The sequence below is a fragment of the Shouchella hunanensis genome (genome assembly GCF_028735875.1).
GTDB lineage: Bacteria > Bacillota > Bacilli > Bacillales > Bacillaceae_D > Shouchella > Shouchella hunanensis.
The window spans coordinates 1970993-1987920 of sequence record NZ_CP117834.1; the positions used below are offsets into that span (position 1 = coordinate 1970993).

General features: G+C 39.7%; 15 protein-coding genes. 11 read left to right on the top strand and 4 right to left on the bottom strand.

Features of this window, described 5'->3' with window-relative positions:
* Positions 1-122: 122 nt before the first annotated feature.
* The 5 genes from PQ477_RS10135 to PQ477_RS10155 all read left to right on the top strand — a co-directional run bounded on the left by PQ477_RS10135 (position 123) and on the right by PQ477_RS10155 (position 4702).
* Positions 123-1160, top strand: a complete 1038-nt coding sequence (locus PQ477_RS10135; RefSeq protein ID WP_274273509.1) for a methionine ABC transporter ATP-binding protein — start codon at positions 123-125, stop codon at positions 1158-1160.
* The gene (locus tag PQ477_RS10140) at positions 1141-1821 is read left to right on the top strand and encodes a methionine ABC transporter permease (protein ID WP_274273510.1); all 681 of its coding nucleotides are present in this window, start codon (positions 1141-1143) and stop codon (positions 1819-1821) included. The genes PQ477_RS10135 and PQ477_RS10140 overlap by 20 nt, the downstream gene beginning before the upstream one ends.
* A gap of 25 nt (positions 1822-1846) precedes the next feature.
* Positions 1847-2716 carry a MetQ/NlpA family ABC transporter substrate-binding protein gene (locus tag PQ477_RS10145; protein ID WP_144557748.1) on the top strand — a complete coding sequence of 290 codons (870 nt, stop codon included), beginning with the start codon at positions 1847-1849 and terminating at the stop codon, positions 2714-2716.
* Between the two features lie 18 nt (positions 2717-2734).
* Entirely contained in the window at positions 2735-3937 is a 1203-nt protein-coding gene (locus tag PQ477_RS10150) for a M20 family metallopeptidase (RefSeq protein WP_432813895.1), read from the top strand.
* 234 nt (positions 3938-4171) lie between these two features.
* Positions 4172-4702: a GNAT family N-acetyltransferase gene (locus tag PQ477_RS10155; protein ID WP_035392909.1), complete on the top strand. Its 531-nt coding sequence runs from the start codon at positions 4172-4174 to the stop codon at positions 4700-4702.
* A gap of 43 nt (positions 4703-4745) precedes the next feature.
* On the opposite strand, the gene PQ477_RS10160 is transcribed toward PQ477_RS10155, so the two are convergent.
* Positions 4746-5729, bottom strand: coding sequence for a LacI family DNA-binding transcriptional regulator (locus PQ477_RS10160; RefSeq protein WP_274273512.1), 984 nt, complete (start codon positions 5727-5729; stop codon positions 4746-4748).
* A gap of 92 nt (positions 5730-5821) precedes the next feature.
* Here PQ477_RS10160 and PQ477_RS10165 point away from each other — a divergent pair, with 92 nt between their 5' ends.
* The 3 genes from PQ477_RS10165 (at position 5822) to PQ477_RS10175 (ending at position 8246) form a co-directional block, all read left to right on the top strand.
* Positions 5822-6667: an HAD-IIB family hydrolase gene (locus PQ477_RS10165; RefSeq protein WP_274273513.1), complete on the top strand. Its 846-nt coding sequence runs from the start codon at positions 5822-5824 to the stop codon at positions 6665-6667.
* A gap of 333 nt (positions 6668-7000) precedes the next feature.
* Complete coding sequence (locus PQ477_RS10170) at positions 7001-7834, top strand: hypothetical protein (protein WP_035392892.1); 834 nt, start codon at positions 7001-7003, stop codon at positions 7832-7834.
* Between the two features lie 25 nt (positions 7835-7859).
* The gene (locus PQ477_RS10175) at positions 7860-8246 is read left to right on the top strand and encodes a VOC family protein (RefSeq protein ID WP_274273514.1); all 387 of its coding nucleotides are present in this window, start codon (positions 7860-7862) and stop codon (positions 8244-8246) included.
* Positions 8247-8355: 109 nt separating this feature from the next.
* On the opposite strand, the gene PQ477_RS10180 is transcribed toward PQ477_RS10175, so the two are convergent.
* From PQ477_RS10180 to PQ477_RS10190, 3 genes are read right to left on the bottom strand one after another with little or no spacing between them, the layout of a single operon-like run.
* Positions 8356-9495, bottom strand: a complete 1140-nt coding sequence (locus PQ477_RS10180) for a Ger(x)C family spore germination protein (protein WP_274273515.1) — start codon at positions 9493-9495, stop codon at positions 8356-8358.
* Positions 9492-10589, bottom strand: coding sequence for a GerAB/ArcD/ProY family transporter (locus PQ477_RS10185; RefSeq protein WP_274273516.1), 1098 nt, complete (start codon positions 10587-10589; stop codon positions 9492-9494). The genes PQ477_RS10180 and PQ477_RS10185 overlap by 4 nt, the downstream gene beginning before the upstream one ends.
* Positions 10590-12011, bottom strand: a complete 1422-nt coding sequence (locus tag PQ477_RS10190; RefSeq protein WP_035392884.1) for a spore germination protein — start codon at positions 12009-12011, stop codon at positions 10590-10592. It lies immediately after the preceding gene.
* A 258-nt stretch (positions 12012-12269) separates the two neighbouring features.
* Here PQ477_RS10190 and PQ477_RS10195 point away from each other — a divergent pair, with 258 nt between their 5' ends.
* The 3 genes from PQ477_RS10195 to PQ477_RS10205 all read left to right on the top strand — a co-directional run bounded on the left by PQ477_RS10195 (position 12270) and on the right by PQ477_RS10205 (position 16791).
* Positions 12270-14552, top strand: a complete 2283-nt coding sequence (locus PQ477_RS10195) for an MMPL family transporter (protein WP_060704188.1) — start codon at positions 12270-12272, stop codon at positions 14550-14552.
* 66 nt (positions 14553-14618) lie between these two features.
* Positions 14619-16124 carry a sensor histidine kinase gene (locus PQ477_RS10200; RefSeq protein WP_274273517.1) on the top strand — a complete coding sequence of 502 codons (1506 nt, stop codon included), beginning with the start codon at positions 14619-14621 and terminating at the stop codon, positions 16122-16124.
* A complete protein-coding gene (locus PQ477_RS10205) occupies positions 16102-16791 on the top strand; it encodes a response regulator transcription factor (RefSeq protein WP_144557764.1) in 690 nt (229 codons plus the stop codon). The genes PQ477_RS10200 and PQ477_RS10205 overlap by 23 nt, the downstream gene beginning before the upstream one ends.
* Positions 16792-16928: the final 137 nt, after the last annotated feature.

Here is a 16928-nt window from a genome sequence, read left to right on the forward strand (position 1 = left end):
TTATTCGCCCCTCTTTCATTAACGAAAGAGGGGCTTTTTCATTTTAAAACGAGATAGAAGACATAGACACAATACGTATTTGCATAAAACTTAGTAATAACATCGAATTAGGAGGATTAGGCATGATTGAATTTAAAAACGTGTCCAAAACGTTCTCGTCAAACGGCCAAGACGTTCACGCCTTACAAAATATTCAATTAACGATAGAAAAAGGAGATATATACGGGGTTATCGGCTTTAGTGGTGCTGGAAAAAGTACGTTGATCCGCACAGTGAATTTAATTGAACGACCAACGGCTGGAGAGATCATTGTGAACAATGAGAATCTTGTAAGCCTACAGCCTCGAGCGTTACAGCGTGCTAAGCGAAATATTGGGATGATCTTTCAACATTTTAATTTACTACAGTCTAAAACGGTATTTGAAAATGTTGCGACGCCACTTCGGTTAGTGAAAACGAAGAAAGCTGAGGTTAAAGAACGTGTCAATGAATTGTTACAGTATGTTGGATTAGGAGACTTCGCTTCTCGTTATCCGGACCAACTATCTGGAGGACAGAAGCAGCGTGTTGGCATTGCTCGTGCTCTTGCCACCAATCCTGCTGTTCTTTTATGTGATGAAGCAACGTCTGCTCTTGATCCAGAGACAACAAGCTCGATTTTGCAATTGTTAAAACGCATTAATCGAGAGTACAACATTACAATTCTAATGATCACCCATGAATTAGGCGTTGTACGAGAGATATGTAACAAAGTAGCGGTTATGGAAAGTGGACACATCGTTGAACAGGGAAACGTGGAGGATGTGTTGGCGCGACCTGTACATGAAACAACGAAGAAGTTCGTGCGCTCCATTATTCCTGATGATTTACCAGAGAAAGTGAAACAATACCTTGGGCAGAAAGGAAGCGATGAACGCATTTACAAAATAGATGTAACAGATGAAACGGAGCAATTATCTGTATTTAATGATTTAGTTCATCAAGGGTTACATGTATCACTACTGTACGCATCCATGCATGAAGTGAGAGAAACATCCTTTGGCGCTCTTTATTTAAGTTTAAAAGGAAATGCAGCTGCCCAAGAGACAGCGCGAAGCTACCTTGAGAAACATGATGCTCAGGTGAAGGAGGTAACGAAAGATGCTGGATTGGTTGCCTGAAGCAATACGCCCAGAAATTACAAGTGATATTTTGACACAAGCTCTATTTGAAACGATTTATATGGTGGCTTGGTCTTTACTCTTTTCCGCTTTGCTAGGTGTTGTATTAGGCGTCATTCTTGTTGTAACAAGACCTCGACATATTATGGAAAACCGATTTATTTACAATTTAATTAACCCTGTCATCAATGTTCTACGGTCTATACCGTTTATTATTTTACTTGTTGCCATTATCCCGATTACTCGTTTTTTCGTTGGTACAGCGTATGGAACGACGGCGGCAATTGTTCCGCTTGTCTTTTATGCAGGGCCATACATTGCTCGTTTAATTGAGAACTCTCTATTAGAAATCGAACCGGGCATTATAGAAGCGGCAGACTCCATGGGTGCTTCTAAATGGCAAATCATCTTTAAGTTTCTCGTACCTGAAGCCATGGGTTCACTTATTCTTAGTATGACCACAGCAACAATTGGTCTTCTAGGTGCGACGGCTATGGCAGGAGCAATTGGTGCAGGAGGCATTGGTGAAGTAGCGATTTCTTACGGATACAATCGATTTGATGATGGAACGATGTTTATTACGGTGCTTTTATTAATTATTATGGTGCAAGGCTTACAAACAATTGGAAATATCGCTTCAAAGAAAGTTAGACGACGATAGATAGAAAAAAGGGAGAGAACATACAATGAAAAAATTTCACCAAGCACTACTATTCGCTGGAGCTGTAACGTTTACGTTAACAGCATGTGGGAACGATACAAATTCTTTAGCTGATGCAGGAGAATCATACAGCCCAGAAAATCCTGTTCATGTCAAAGTGGGCATTACAGGCACTGATTCACCTGAGTGGGATGAAATTTCTGAAATAGCAGCAGAGGAAGGCATTGAATTAGAAATTGTTCGTTTTAGTGACTATACGCAACCGAACCAAGCATTGGCAGACGGGTCAATTGATATTAATGCCTTTCAAACCGTTTCATTCTTCGATAATTTCAAAGAAGAACATAACTTAGACCTTACGGCAATTGGATCGACTGTTCTTGCACCAATGGGATTGTATTCCGATAAATACGAAAGTGTCGAGGATATTCCAGATGGAGCAGATATTACCATTGATAAAGAAGTAACCAATCAAGCGCGTAACTTAATGTTGTTAGCAGAGGCGGGTTTGATTGAGCTAGAGGACGATTTTGGTGTGACAAGCGGACTAAACCAAATTAAAGCGAACCCGAAAAACTTAAATTTAACGGAAATTGCCCCGGCTACAGCACCTCGTATTATGCAGGATGTGGACGCAGCGGTTATTAACAATGGCTTTGCAGTTGATGCAGGTTTAAGTCCTACCGATGATGCTATTTATAGAGAAGATGAAACGGCAACACCGTATATTAATATCATAGCAGCGCAAACCGAAGAGCAAGATAACCCTGTATTATTACGCCTCGTTGAATTGTATCAATCTGAAGAAATTGAACAGTTGATTATTGAAGAGCATAAAGGAGCACGAATCCCAACGTTTATTTCATTAGAAGAATTGAACAGCTATCCAAAATAACACTGAGGAGAGATGATGATGACAACCATTGAATCTGTTCAACAATCCATACAAGAGCATTTTGTAGAGAATCGTTTACGCTATATTAAAACGAGCCATGCCATTCATGAAAATCCAGAAATCGGGAATGAAGAAGTATTTGCTTCATTAACATTAACAACGCTATTAAAAGAAGCTGGCTTTACGGTAAAAGAGGATATTGCTGGCCACCCTACAGGATTCGTAGCAGAAAAGCGAATAGGAGAAGGACCAACCATTGCTTTTCTTGCTGAATACGATGCTCTACCAGGCTTAGGCCATGCGTGTGGGCACAATATTATCGGTACAACAAGTGTGGCGGCAGGCATTGCACTAGCTGAACAGTTGGATCACATTGGTGGTCGTGTTGTTGTCCTTGGTACGCCAGCAGAAGAAGGCGGAACGAATGGAAGTGCAAAAGGAAGCTTTGTGCGAGAAGGCTATTTAGAGGGAATTGATGCAGCTTTAATCATTCATCCCGCCAACGAAACAAGACCTTCAGGCTCCTCACTCGCTGTAGATCCTGTAGATTATGTCTTTCGCGGTGTATCTGCTCATGCCTCTGGGTCTCCAGAAAAAGGTGTGAATGCGCTAGACGCAGTGATCCAGCTATTTAACGGCATTAATGCACTGCGTCAGCATTTGACAGACGATGTCCGCATTCATGGCATTATTCCAGACGGGGGAGACGCACCAAACATTGTTCCTGATTATGCGCGGGCAAGATTTTACATTCGAGCAGATTCAAGACCAAAAGCAAATGATGTACGTGCAAAAGTAGATGCGATTGCACAAGGAGCGGCGCTTGCAACAGGAGCGAAAGTAGAAATCGTTGAATTTCAAAACAAAGTGGATAACCTTATTCCAAATGATACGCTAAACGATGTATTCAACGAAACGTTCGCGACTTTAGGCGAAACGATTATACCAGGGGAAAGAGAAGGGCTTGGCTCAACAGATACAGGCAATATCAGTCAAGTTGTGCCAACGATTCATCCTTATATAAAGATCGGACCAAGTGAGCTCGTTGCCCATACAGTAACGTTTCGAGAAGCTGCCGCATCGCAAAAAGGAGACGAGGCTTTGTTAACAGGTGCAAAGGGGCTGGCGCTTATCGGCTATCGTTTACTTAAGGAACCTGCCATTATTGATGAAGCAAAGAAAGAATTAGAAAGTCGGAAAAGCTTAGCTGAGAAGCGATAAGCGTTGTACGGAGGTGGTCCATTTCCAATAGCGGAAAGGATCATCTTTTTGCTTTATTTTTATACTTGGGAAAATGGATAGAATAAGAGATTGATCCTGTTAAAAGAATGAGCTACACTTTAAGAATTAAATGAAAAGAAGCAGTTACGAGGCAAATGAAAGAAAGGGGTGAAGGATGCCAGGTGAATGTAGTAGACTCTCAGATTAAAAAATAAAAAAGGAGCTACTAAAAAAATGAAGACGATTTATTCTGAAAGGCTCTCTTTGCAAGAAGTCTCGCAAAAAGATGCTGAATCATTGTTTCACATTTGGTCAAACCCGGAAATTACGAAATTCATGAATATTCCCGCCATGACACGTGTAAATCAAGCAATGGACATGATCCAACTATTTGAATCGCTAAGTCAAGAGAAGAAAGGAAATCGTTTCACCATTTCTTTGACTGAAACGAAAACCGTTATTGGCTCTTGCGGATTTAACTACCTTGATTATGAAAACGATCGTGGTGAGATAGGATATGAACTTGATAAGGAGTACTGGGGTCAAGGCTATATGACGGAAGCGTTAAAGACTCTTATTCATCTCGGCTTTTCTGAATTCGCTTTAAACCGGATTGAAGCAAAAGTGGAGCCGGAAAACGTTGCTTCTCAATACGTGTTAAAGAAAATTGGGTGCAAAGAGGAAGGACTCCTCCGTCAGTATGAGAAAGCAAAAGGAACATACATCGACCTAATCATGTTTAGTGTCTTAAGAGAGAATCTATAAAAAAGCGAGTCTACCCCTTGGTAGACTCGCTTTTTTACTATGTTTATGCGGAGCCTTTAATCAGAAGCTTGCTTTCATAGTGCTTCCGTTCAAACGGCTTGCTCTGACCAGATAAGCGCAGTTCTAAGGCGTGAACTAAATCTTTTGCCATCTCTTGAACCTGATTCGTCATAGTCGTAATAGCTGGCGATGTGACATCACTAATGGAATGATTATCAAACCCTATGATGGATAGTTCAGTTGGCACAGAAAGGCCGCATTCATGTGCGGCCTTTAAATAACCAGCTGCCACAAAGTCGCTACCAGCAAAGATCGCATCAATGTCATTTGTCTGGTGAAGTTTTTTACCTAGCATATAGCCATCATGAATGGATGCGATCTTGTCAAAAATCAAGTGTTCATCCCAAGTGAGTCTATGTTCTTGATGTGCCAGTTTATATCCTAGAAGTCTCTCCTGTTGGGAAGGGGAAGCGAGATAATCAGAACAGAAAGCAATTTTCCTCCGCCCTTTTTTAATAAGATAAACTACGCTTTTATAAGCGGCATGTTTTTCATTTAAACAAAAAACATCTACTTTGCTACTTTTATAGGCCTCATTACAAATGACGAGTATGCCATTCATACTCATCTCGTCTAATTCTACTTGATTTAAAGAGGAAGACGTTATGATAAGAGCATCTAGTTCTTTTCTTTTCCATTTCTCAAACACGTCGATTTCTTGATGTCTATCGCCAAAGGTTTGAAACAATACGGGTTTATAGCCGTAGTTGTGACTTTCTTCTGAGAGGACACCAGCGAGCTCTGCAAAGTAAGGGTGTGATAAGTAAGGAATGATGATGCCAATTGAACCTGTGCGCTTTAGGCGGAAATGATTTGATATCTGATTTGGCGTAAAGTGAAGCTGTTTAATCGCTTCTTCCACGCGCTTTCGTTTTTCATCAGACACATAGGGATGGTTGTTTAAAACACGAGATACGGTGCTCCGTGACACACCACTTAATTTTGCTACATCTCGAATGGTATACATGGTGACCTCCTGAATAAAAATTAAAATGGATCTTGACCTGGGACCGGTCTCATCTATTATAGTGTCTTTATCATCTTGAGGAGGAACGTTACATGCAAACCATTCATTTCCCGCCACCATTCCCATTTCCAAAAAAGACACGTTCACTTGTGTTTTGTGATTTTGATGAAACCTATTTTGCTCATGAATGTACAGCGAAGCAAAGAAAAGACATACAGCAATTAGAAGACTTCTTGCAGGAGGCATCCCAACAATATGGCTTTCAAATTGGCTGGATTACTGGAAGCGATACATGTCATCTACTGTCCAAAGTAAAACAAGCGGGTATGCGTTTTTCTCCTCATTTTATCTGCTCAAATCTAGGAACAGATGTATTCCATGTTCTAATAGATGGAAAGATTGAATCGAATAAACTGTGGGAAAAAAGCCTTCCAAACCGTATTGAGTTCCATAGAATGTCTGCTGAAGTCGTGTCTGAACTAAAGAACATGTATCAAATTGAATTGGTCTCTCAAAGTCAATATGGACAGTCTGCTTATAAGAAAAACTATTACTATTTTATTCGTTCAAGTTCTTTAACAGCTTATCATATGAACGTGATTAAACAAGTTGCCTCTTCATATGGAGTAGGATTGAATATAAATCGGTGCAACCCGAAAGCTGGAGATCCAACATACGCATATGACGTTGATTTTGTTCCAAAGGAAGCAAGTGGAAAAGATGCTGTAGCTGCTTTTATGTGTCAATGGTTTAATGTCCATGTTGATGACACACTAGCCTTCGGTGACAGTGGTAATGACATCAAGTTATTAAAATTTGTGAAGCATGGGTACCTGGTTGGCAATGCAACGAGTGAAGCGCAAAAAAAGCATAATCAAATGACGAATGGCTCTTATACTGAAGGGATCTTAGAAATGCTGAAAAAGCATTATACGTAGGTAACGGAAAAGCCAACTTATTTTTGCCTTAAGAAAGTCTGTTCTTGATTGAATGAGCTATAAGACCCATTCATTGGAACTTCAGACAGGATTACGTGGTTCATTGGAGTAGCTATACAGTTAAAGTCTTCAATGAATGCCTCGCATACGGAAACAAGTGTCGTTACTGTATGGCAAAAGGTGAGCCTACTAAAAATGTTAAAGAAGAAGACATGGAAATAGCTACAGCCTTTGCCGAGTTATTCCTTAATGATCGCTGAAAGAGTAGCTGAATAAAACCTTATCATAGAGAAGAGCATCCTTTATAATAAAGATAGGATAAAGGGGGTCTCTATGAATTTACAAGAAGCGTACCGATGTTTAGACCTTTCTGAGGATGCAACGGATGAAGAAATTGAGAAGCAATACATGCGATGGATCCGCAAACAAAAGGCAGATCCATCGATTTCACTGGACGACAAAACGGAAGCGTATACACGAATTCGAAATCATCGCGATTATGGGCCAATTAATGAAAATGATACAATGAAAGACAAAGCAAGTCACTTTTTCTATTATTATAAAATTCATACAGTCGCTGCTGTTATTTTAGTAGGTGTCCTTATTATGGTTGGATCAACCATTTATTCTAATTATCAAGAGCGGCAAGAGCTTGCGGCATTACCGGATGCGAATGTAGAGATCATGTTTTACGGTTCATTTCTACATCCGGGATTGGATGAAGAAGCAGAAGAAGTGGTTGAAGAGACAATTTTAGCGCTGATGCCTGACTGGAGTAGAGTAGATGCGACGTTAACCTATCACTCTACTGATACTGAAAATTTATTGGATGTAGGAGCTCAGCAGAGAAGTACCGTTCTCTTAGCAACGGAACGACCTGATTTGTACATTTTTGATGAAGCATCCTTTCAAACATTTGTTGGAAGTGGTATGTTTGAACCGTTAGATGAAATTAATGACCAAGTAAATGAAGAAGTATTCGCTTCGTCCCATGTTTATGGCGTAGAAGAGGGTGAATCTGAAGAACAGTTAGTTGGTTTAAAACTAGATCACCATTCCTTATTCGATACGATTGATATAAATGACGACGTTACTCAGATTGCTGCTATTAGAAAAGACGCAGTTAATAAAGAGAATGCGCTTCAATTAATATTAACGTTACAATAATGGTCGATAGCGAGGAGGTTGAAGCATGAATCCAACAGGTATCCACCACATTAGTCTTGTCGTCACAGATATAGAAAAAGCAAAAGCATTCTATGGTGATGTTCTGAGGCTTCAACAACTAAAACGACCACCATTTACGTTTGTAGGACTCTGGTATGCACTTGGTCAGCAGCAGCTCCATTTAATTGAAGACGGACAGTTAAAATTGAGGGAAAAAGAAACGTCTATCAACACGAGAGGGAGACACGTAGCCTTTCATGTTTCAGATTTTGATGAAACTGTCCGTCACTTACACAATCAAGGTGTTTTGTATATTGAAAAGAGATACAGTACAAGTGGGTTTCATCAAGTATTTATAAATGACCCAGATGGAAACACCATTGAATTTATGAGCGAGTTCCAAGCAGAATAACAGAGGTGCTGTGATAAGGGATTCTGCTGTAAGAGATTTAATAAAGAGAAGTCATATGGAAACGTGGCTTCTCTTTATTTGTCATGAGGAACAATGAAGGTTTGCGAAGCTATTCGTGTATTTCTGATCGATTCCCTCTGGTCCCAAAATCAATGATGGAAAGATCGACTTCATAATGAATGTCTGCTTGTTCGAATACAGCATCCCAATTGCTCTGCTTTTTTTCCCAGAAGTCATAGTGTTGAATCTTGACGTATTGTTGTAAGTTCACTGGATCGGTTTTAAATTCATGTTGTAATTCATGGATCATCGTTTCAACGTCAGATGTCAGTTGTGCTTGTAATTCTTTTTCTAGGTTTTTTAAGTACTGTGCATCATAAGCATCTTCATGTGGATCCCAGTTTTCGGCTAAACGTCCGTCGCTACTCACTTTAATATCAATTCGCAGACGATCATTCGTTAGCGATGTTTCTATGGAGTCCAAATGTACATCCAATATCTCATAGACAGTTCGATTGCCATTGACCACTTTTGTAAGAACACCACCTTTTATATCTCCAGTAAGCCAATTCAACAGACTCACTTGATAAGGAGATACATAAGTCCCCATTTCTTCTCCATTCTTTACAATATAGCCACCATCGAATTTTATATTATCGTCTTTCACACGAACGTTTGGTAATAGGATGGATTGTTGACGACTTGTTGAGTCAGCGAGTAAGCCTAACGTGACAGGCGCTGGAATTTCTGTGGTTCGATCTTTATTTTTACTTAGATCGACAATCGTTTTTGAAGTAGGAGATGCGTTATTTCCTTTAGGGTAGGAGAAGAGTGTGCTCAAAGATTCATTTGTTAACACCACTTTGACACCTCTCTTTGTCCGTTCATCTCTAATTTTTTGATTGATTAACTTCTTCACTCCCCATTTCTGCACTGCATCCGTGTCTAAAACAAGAATCATTTGATGATCACTCATAATTCCCTGATCAATTAGTTCCAAATGTCGAATCGCATCGAGGACGGATTTTCCTGTTGAATACTTATTGCGATAAGAAATACTAGAAGAGATGTTTTCATCGCTTAAAGGGAGATACAATTGAGTTAACAAACCAATAGTATCCTCTTGATCTTCCTGTACTTCAATACCTACGCCCATGACAAACGACAAGCTTTCAATATTTGAGCTGTCCCAGCATGCAGTTAACTGGAGTAACGATACAATAAAGATGCACTGAAACCACTTCTTCATATACGAGCCTTCTTTCGTAACGAAACTAGGGCATAACAAGTAACTGGAAGAATAAAAAAGAATGAAACAAACGCAAATTGCTGATACTCGGATACTTTTGTAATGTCATCAATTGTTTGTGGCCATAAAGCGAGACCGATCATACTGATAGTTGCTGGTGGAATGAGCCAATTCCTTGAAACCGGGAAGACTTTTTTCAAAAGAAAAACAGCACTATAAAGGGTAAATAAACTGGTTAGGAAAAACTGTAGAATCCATGTGGTGATAAGAAAAGAGTCTGCTCTTTCGGTAAACAGTAGGCTGCTTTCTGATGCATGGGTCAACGTAATGGTTGGCCAAGTCAACATTTGAACTTCTACAGTTCCTACAGTCGCGACAACAATAAGGTAAGTGAATGCATAGAGCAATGTAGCAAACATTAACGCCCCCAAACCGGCTTTAATAGGACGGACCGTTTTTTGAATGGAAGCCAGTAAGATAAAAATCATTTCGATGCCTTGAAACGATTGAAGTCCATTTTTGCTATTAAGCAAAATAGGGAGCATCCCTTCTGGTGCGACGGGCCGTATATTTAAAATAGATGCATCTCTAAACCCTATCAATAAAACTAAGAATAGAACGACGACGGTCAGTGGTAAAAAGAAACATGCTACTCGCACGATTGTAGGTAAGGAGTAGTACACAGCAAACGCACATAACAATAGAACCGTTACGATGGATACGTAATGAGGGGTACTTTCTAAAAGAAAATAGCGAATCATTTCGCTCATCGCAACAGCCTGCCAGCCGCCAAGAAGAAGAAAATAAATTGTTAGTAGTAGACAGATCGCTTTACTAATGAAAGCACCGAATGCTTTTGTTGTGTACTCATCAATGGAATGCACGTTGTGTCGCTTAAAGGCAAAACAAACAAAGGCATACTGAAGGGTAATCAAAATCCCTCCAAATAAGATAGAAAGCCAACCGTCTGCAGTTCCAATGTGAACCGTTAATGTACGCGGTAGGTTCATAACACCAACCCCCAAAAGCACACATAATAAGGACACGGTTAATTGATAAGTAGTCAACGTGTGGCTAGTTTGAATTTGACCCATTTAAACACCTCTTTTATCCTTCAAGACTGTTGGAAGACGTACGATAAGGTCATATATGCCGTGTCTCTTCAAAGAAAATTTAAAAGAAAAATAGTGAACACCGTAGTTATGTAAGCTAGAGAGGTGTATCGTTACCGCAATAAAGTAAATCACAACGCCATATAATCCTAATGTAGAAGCAAGCGTGATGGAGCAGACACTTAGAATCCTAAACGACGTGCTTAAACTGTACAGAGGAACAGCAAAAGATGCGATGGCCGTAATAGCGATCACAATGACCATGATGGAGCTGACCAAGTTCGCTTCAACGACAGCTTGTCCAATGACGACGCCTCCAACTAATCCAATCGTTTGTCCAAGAGGATTAGGCAATCGTATACTGGCTTCTCGGAGTAGCTCTATAAAGAGTGTCATGAGAATCACTTCCCCTACAGCTGGGAAAGGAATATTCATTCGTGAGTTCATAATAGTCATTGACAATTCGTTTGGAATTAAACCTTGATGAAATGAAACAAGGGCAATGTAAATCGGTGCAACAAACATCGTAATAAAAAGGGCGATATACCGTAATATTCGAATAGCAGAGCTAATCATCCACCGTTCATAATAATCGTCTGGTGCTTGCATTTGTTGTTCAAACGTTGTAGGCACCATAAAGACAAACGGTGATCCGTTTACAAAAACAGCGACTCTGCCTTCTTCAAAGCCTGCCAAAATCCGATCAATTCGGTCTGTGCTTTGAATTTGTGGAAAAGGAGAGTAGATGGGGGAGTTGTCTAAAAAACTTTCCATCTTTCCAGAGTCTTCAATATTTGGATGATTGATGGACTTCAGTCGATTTTCTACTTCAGTAACCGTTGAAGAAGGTGTGTTCTCTTTGTTGTACATATAATAAACGGTTTTCGTTTTTTTATTATGCGTAATGCTGTGCTTGGCGGTTAGTAAGTTTTCATCTTCGCCAAACTGTCTGATCAAAGAGATATTGGTAGAAGCATCTTCAAGAAAAGAGGCCCGCGGTCCTCTAATGACTCTTTCAGTTGCTGATTCTTCCAAGCTTCTTTGTAGGTGCTTATTGATTTGAAGGCTATATGCAAAAGGCACCCCCTCCATAAAAAACACACAGCGACCTTTATATAGAGTGGACACAGCAGCAAGCGAATCTGAAAGCGTGGATTCAGCTAGACATAATATGGGCGTTGTTGCTTCTATCTCCAAATCTCTTTCGTTTAGGACACGCACGTTTAAACGATTCATGTAATCGAGTGACCGATTAAACTTTTCATCATCAAATTCCCCAAGTAAATAAAAAACCCCAACTCGTTCTAACCCTGCAAGGTAAACATGCTTTTGGTTAAGGTCAGATTGATCGCCTAATGTTTGAAGAAATAGAGTCGTGTTCTGATCAAAATCTGTTGAAAACATCGTATTCCCCCCTTTGGGAAGTCAGTTTAGTATGTTTCCAAGTATTGATCTTATACAAAAGGGATTCTTGGAGTACGTACGGGCTTCTTGAAGCTCATTAAAATGAGAACTCTTGATATAAAAATGAATGCTAAATACATCCCCTTTTTCTGTGATGAAAGAGTTAAGAAAAAGATAAGATTTATTTCACAGAATGATTAGAAGTTGCGACTACAATGAAAAAATAGAAAAGGGAAGCTAAAGGAGGAAGTGTACAGAATGGAACGTGGTTTAAAGAGAATTGGTAAATGGATGGCCACATATAGGTGGGGTGTTGTTGGTGTCTGGATCGTCTTGATTGTATTTGGCGGTTATTACGCTACTCAAGTAGGCGGGTATTTGACTGGAGGGGGCTGGGGTGTTCCTGGATCGGGGTCAAATCAAGCATACGAACTTGTTTCAGAAGAGTTTGAATCTAGGAATGCCACATCGTTAACGTTCGTAATGAGTCACGATACGTATGAAGTTGGTTCTACAGAATTTACAGAAGCATTAGAGCAGGCGTCAGCATCGTTATCAGATGAAGACGAGATAGAAAGTGTTTATACGTGGGTTAATGCGGAAGAGCGTATAAAAGATCAATTTGTTTCTGATCAGCGTCATACAAGTATTGGGTTTGTTGAAATGAATGTAGATGAAGGGTTTGCTCAAAAGGTATTACCTGACATTCAAGAGCGTCTGACAGAAGCGATAGATCAAGATGGCTTTCAAGCGACGGTTTTAGGAGCTCCCGCTTTTTGGGGTGAAATGAACCAATTGAGTCAAGAAGGACTTGAGAAAGCACACTTATACGCTTTGCCTATTATTATTATCGTTTTATTATTCGTGTTTCGTTCTGTTGTATCTTCCTTAACACCTTTGCTTTTATCTGGGTTTTCAATCATCGCTTCATTAGGTGTCCTTTACTTTTTCGCTCAGGGAATTGAATTATCCATTTTTGTGTTAGATGCAGCATTAATGTTAGGGATAGGTGTAGGGATTGATTTTGCTCTCATCTTTGTCAAACGTTATCGAGAGCAGTTAGAGAAAACGAGTGGCAACCATCTTGATGCAGTCGCAGAGACGATGGGTACAGCGGGTCACGCTATTTTATTCTCTGCTTTAACGATTATTGGTTCCATGTCTGCCATCTTATTCGTTGATATAGCTGCTGTCCGTTCCATCGCTCTAGGTGTCATCGTTGTTGTGTTCTTTTTAATGCTTACTAGTTTATCATTACTGCCTGCATTTTTAGCAATAGTAGGACCAAAGATTAATGCACTAAGAGTTCCTTTTATGTCGCTCCGTACAGTTCCAAATCAGCAAGGTACATGGTATAAACTTGCTCATAAAGTAATGAAGCGACCAATTCTTTATTTTGCAGGTTCTGTTTTCTTTCTTCTTTTACTTGCTTGGCCTGCACTTGAACTCGAAGTTTCAACGCCGGATTCACGCATGCTGCCAGAAGATACGCAAGTTCGTAGTGGTATAAGTGATTTGGAAGATGGATTTGGTGTTGGTTATTCCGCCCCTATTCAAGTCGTTGTATCGACAGAAGAGGGAGAATTAACTGATGAAGCATCACTTACGAATCTTCAATCATTACAGGAAGAGTTAGAAGGTATAGCGAATGTTGAAGAAGTCAATTCACTCTTCTCATTCTTCCCAGATATGACCATGGATTCTATTAGCGACATTCTAACAGATAACCAAGATCTTCTTTCCGCAGGTGAATGGATGATGCTAAATCGAAATCTTGGAGAAGAGAAGAATGTAGTCATCTTTGATGTCATCTCAAATGATTACTCTTCTAGTGAAGCGAACCGAGGGATTGTAAAAGAAATTCGTTCGAATCATTCTTCTAAGGACGGATGGACCGTTCTCGTAGGTGGAGAGACGGCAGAAGGACTGGACACTAGTCAATCGTTAAATGATAGCTTGCTAGGGGTTTTAGCCTTTACTTTAGCGCTTCTATTTATTGTACTGGTCATCACGTTTAAAAGCGTACTATTACCGCTTAAAGCGATTATCATGAATATTCTCTCCCTAGGTGCTACGTATGGTGTACTTGTCGCAGTGTTCCAATGGGGATGGGGATCGGAAATATTCGGTTTCGGTGAGTTTGGTTTTATCCAAAGTTTTATTCCGATTTTGTTACTAGGCCTCTTATTCAGTTTAAGTACGGATTATGAAGTGTTCTTGTTGAGTCGTGTACAAGAAGAATATATGAAAGGTGTATCGAATGAGGAAAGCGTGGCGCTAGGGTTAGAAAAGACAGCGCCTATGATATCTGGAGCTGCGTTAATTATGGTAGCTGTTTTTGGATCATTTGCGTTTGCTGGCGTACTCCCTATGCAGCAACTAGGGTTTGGGATGGCTCTTGCCATTGCCCTTGATGCAACGGTCGTGCGGCTGTTTTTAGTCCCAGCGACAATGAAGCTTTTAGGTGATTGGAACTGGTGGTTGCCGTTTAAGCGCTCCTCACGGAAAACAAACCTAGAGAAACAACGCTCGATTAGTTAGCATTTCGTTTTTTTAGAGAAAGAGATCGATTATAATGAAAAAGCAGACAGAGGAAGGAGAGAAATGATGTCAATACGAGTAAAGTTGATTCTTTCATATGTATTAATGACCATTATTCCCATTGGCCTTTTCATTCTCTTTCTTCATCTTCTTTTTCATCTATTTTTAAATAATATAGAAGAAATGAAAGAATTTTATCAGGTAGATGACCGGGCGGTTGAAGCATTTTTTTATGAAGAATTAGCCGCCATTACGGAGTTGAAACAAGTCGCTCTTTCGAGCCCAGATGAGCTATTAGATGAGTCGATCGTTTCACGATATGAGAATCTGTTAGGACATCGGCAAATCGCTATTTTCGTTCGAAAAGGGGATACGCTCACAAATGGACAGCAAACAGATACATCTACTTTTTACTCTTATTTACCGGCGCACCAGTTAAGCGAGTCTGATCCATATGTGAATCATCAAGGTCAAATAGGTGAAGACGGTCAGTATTGGCTCTATACAGGAACCGATTTTCGTTTCACTGATGGCGACGATGGATCACTCTTCTTTACATTGGATGTTGAACCTGTAAGTGACTTTCTAACCAACATCATTCCGCTCGTTATTACTGGATTTATTGTTGCCTTTATTTTGACAAATGGTGTGATTACGTATGTCATATCAAAGCATCTTATACAGCCATTAAAAAAGTTGCACCGTGTTGCAGGAGAGATTGCTAGTGGGAATTTAAATGAACAAACTGGTATTGTGCGAAATGATGAAATTGGCGATTTGGCTGGTGCTTTTGAGGAAATGAGACTTCAATTAAAGCAATCAATGGCGCTTCAAGAAAAATATGACGAAAACCGCAAAGAATTAATTAATAATATCTCGCATGATTTGAAGACACCGATTACCTCAATTAAGGGGCATATTCAGGGAATCATTGATGGTGTTGCAAGGGATCAGAATAAATTGGATAAATATATTCAAATTATCCACACAAAAGCCTCAGAAATGGATCAATTAATTGATGAACTTTTGCTCTTTTCAAAACTGGATTTAAATAGTATTCCATTTCATTTTGAGTGTGTAAACCTTCGCCCTTATCTAAGAGATATTATCGAAGCATTTCAATTGGAATACGATGAGGTTGAAATTGAATCAAATGTAAGTATTCATCCAGACACCCTTGTTTTAGCTGACCGAGCTCAACTTTATAAAGTGTTTGCTAATCTTTTAGCTAATAGCGTTAAATTTATGAATCAAGATGAAAAAAGAATACACGTACATGCAAGTGAAAGAGGGCAAGTTGTATGTATCTCTATTACAGATAATGGTCAAGGCATTGAAGAAAAGGCTTTACCTTACGTGTTTGATCGATTTTTTAGGGCCGAGGCTTCTCGAGGAACAAATCAAGGAGGAAGTGGCATTGGGTTAGCCATTGTCAAGCAAATCGTTGAAGCTCATGAAGGAATGGTGGATATTACAAGTAAGGTTAACGAAGGTACTACCATTCAGTTCACTTTGCCAATAGTCGATGAAAACAAGAGAGGTGAAAAAGATGAAAAGGATTTTAATTGTTGAAGACGAGAAAACGATATCAGAGTTGCAGAAAGACTATCTCGAAATTAATGGTTTTGAAGCAGAAATTAAGCATAATGGTCATGAAGGTCTTGAACGAGCACTTACAAGTGACTTTGATTTAATAGTACTAGATGTCATGCTCCCGGGTTTAGATGGGTTTGCTGTCTGTAAAAAAATTCGAGAAGTAAAAGAAGTGCCTATTCTGATGGTAACGGCTCGCGTCGAAGAGATCGATTTAATCCGAGGATTGGGCTTGGGTGCTGATGATTACATTTTTAAACCTTTTAATCCAAATCAACTAGTGGCAAGAGTAAAAGCCCATCTAGCACGCTATGAGCGTCTTGTGTCTTTACATGAACAACCAACAGAATTGACAACGATTGGGCGTTTATGTGTTGATCACACGGCTAGGAGCATTCAAGTAGATGGAGTAGAGATTCAACTCAGAGCAAGGGAATTTGAGTTGCTCGCGTTCCTTGCTCTTCATCCAGGACAGGTCTTTACGAAAGAACATTTATACGAACGAATTTGGGGGATGGATCCTGCTAGTGATCATACAACAGTAACCGTACATATTAAAAAAATTCGTGACAAATTGTCAGTAAACGGAATCGAATTTGATAGCATCGAAACGGTATGGGGTGTGGGTTATCGCTATAAGAAGTGATGATGTCAATAAGTGTGTAGGGTTCATTGGAGACTGAATAGATATCAGTCTTTTTTTATCTTTAAATCACGTTTTACATAAATGAGCAGGTTAGCATCAATTCAATGAAGGGATGTAAGTGCTCTCTGTTCTGAATA

Bases quoted from the DNA above. Each gene is read 5' to 3' on its own strand.
- PQ477_RS10135 (WP_274273509.1), top strand. From the start codon at position 123: ATGATTGAATTTAAAAACGTGTCCAAAACGTTCTCGTCAAACGGCCAA.
- PQ477_RS10140 (WP_274273510.1), top strand. From the start codon at position 1,141: ATGCTGGATTGGTTGCCTGAAGCAATACGCCCAGAAATTACAAGTGAT.
- PQ477_RS10145 (WP_144557748.1), top strand. From the start codon at position 1,847: ATGAAAAAATTTCACCAAGCACTACTATTCGCTGGAGCTGTAACGTTT.
- PQ477_RS10150 (WP_432813895.1), top strand. From the start codon at position 2,735: ATGACAACCATTGAATCTGTTCAACAATCCATACAAGAGCATTTTGTA.
- PQ477_RS10155 (WP_035392909.1), top strand. From the start codon at position 4,172: ATGAAGACGATTTATTCTGAAAGGCTCTCTTTGCAAGAAGTCTCGCAA.
- PQ477_RS10160 (WP_274273512.1), bottom strand. From the start codon at position 5,729: ATGTATACCATTCGAGATGTAGCAAAATTAAGTGGTGTGTCACGGAGC.
- PQ477_RS10165 (WP_274273513.1), top strand. From the start codon at position 5,822: ATGCAAACCATTCATTTCCCGCCACCATTCCCATTTCCAAAAAAGACA.
- PQ477_RS10170 (WP_035392892.1), top strand. From the start codon at position 7,001: ATGAATTTACAAGAAGCGTACCGATGTTTAGACCTTTCTGAGGATGCA.
- PQ477_RS10175 (WP_274273514.1), top strand. From the start codon at position 7,860: ATGAATCCAACAGGTATCCACCACATTAGTCTTGTCGTCACAGATATA.
- PQ477_RS10180 (WP_274273515.1), bottom strand. From the start codon at position 9,495: ATGAAGAAGTGGTTTCAGTGCATCTTTATTGTATCGTTACTCCAGTTA.
- PQ477_RS10185 (WP_274273516.1), bottom strand. From the start codon at position 10,589: ATGGGTCAAATTCAAACTAGCCACACGTTGACTACTTATCAATTAACC.
- PQ477_RS10190 (WP_035392884.1), bottom strand. From the start codon at position 12,011: ATGTTTTCAACAGATTTTGATCAGAACACGACTCTATTTCTTCAAACA.
- PQ477_RS10195 (WP_060704188.1), top strand. From the start codon at position 12,270: ATGGAACGTGGTTTAAAGAGAATTGGTAAATGGATGGCCACATATAGG.
- PQ477_RS10200 (WP_274273517.1), top strand. From the start codon at position 14,619: ATGTCAATACGAGTAAAGTTGATTCTTTCATATGTATTAATGACCATT.
- PQ477_RS10205 (WP_144557764.1), top strand. From the start codon at position 16,102: ATGAAAAGGATTTTAATTGTTGAAGACGAGAAAACGATATCAGAGTTG.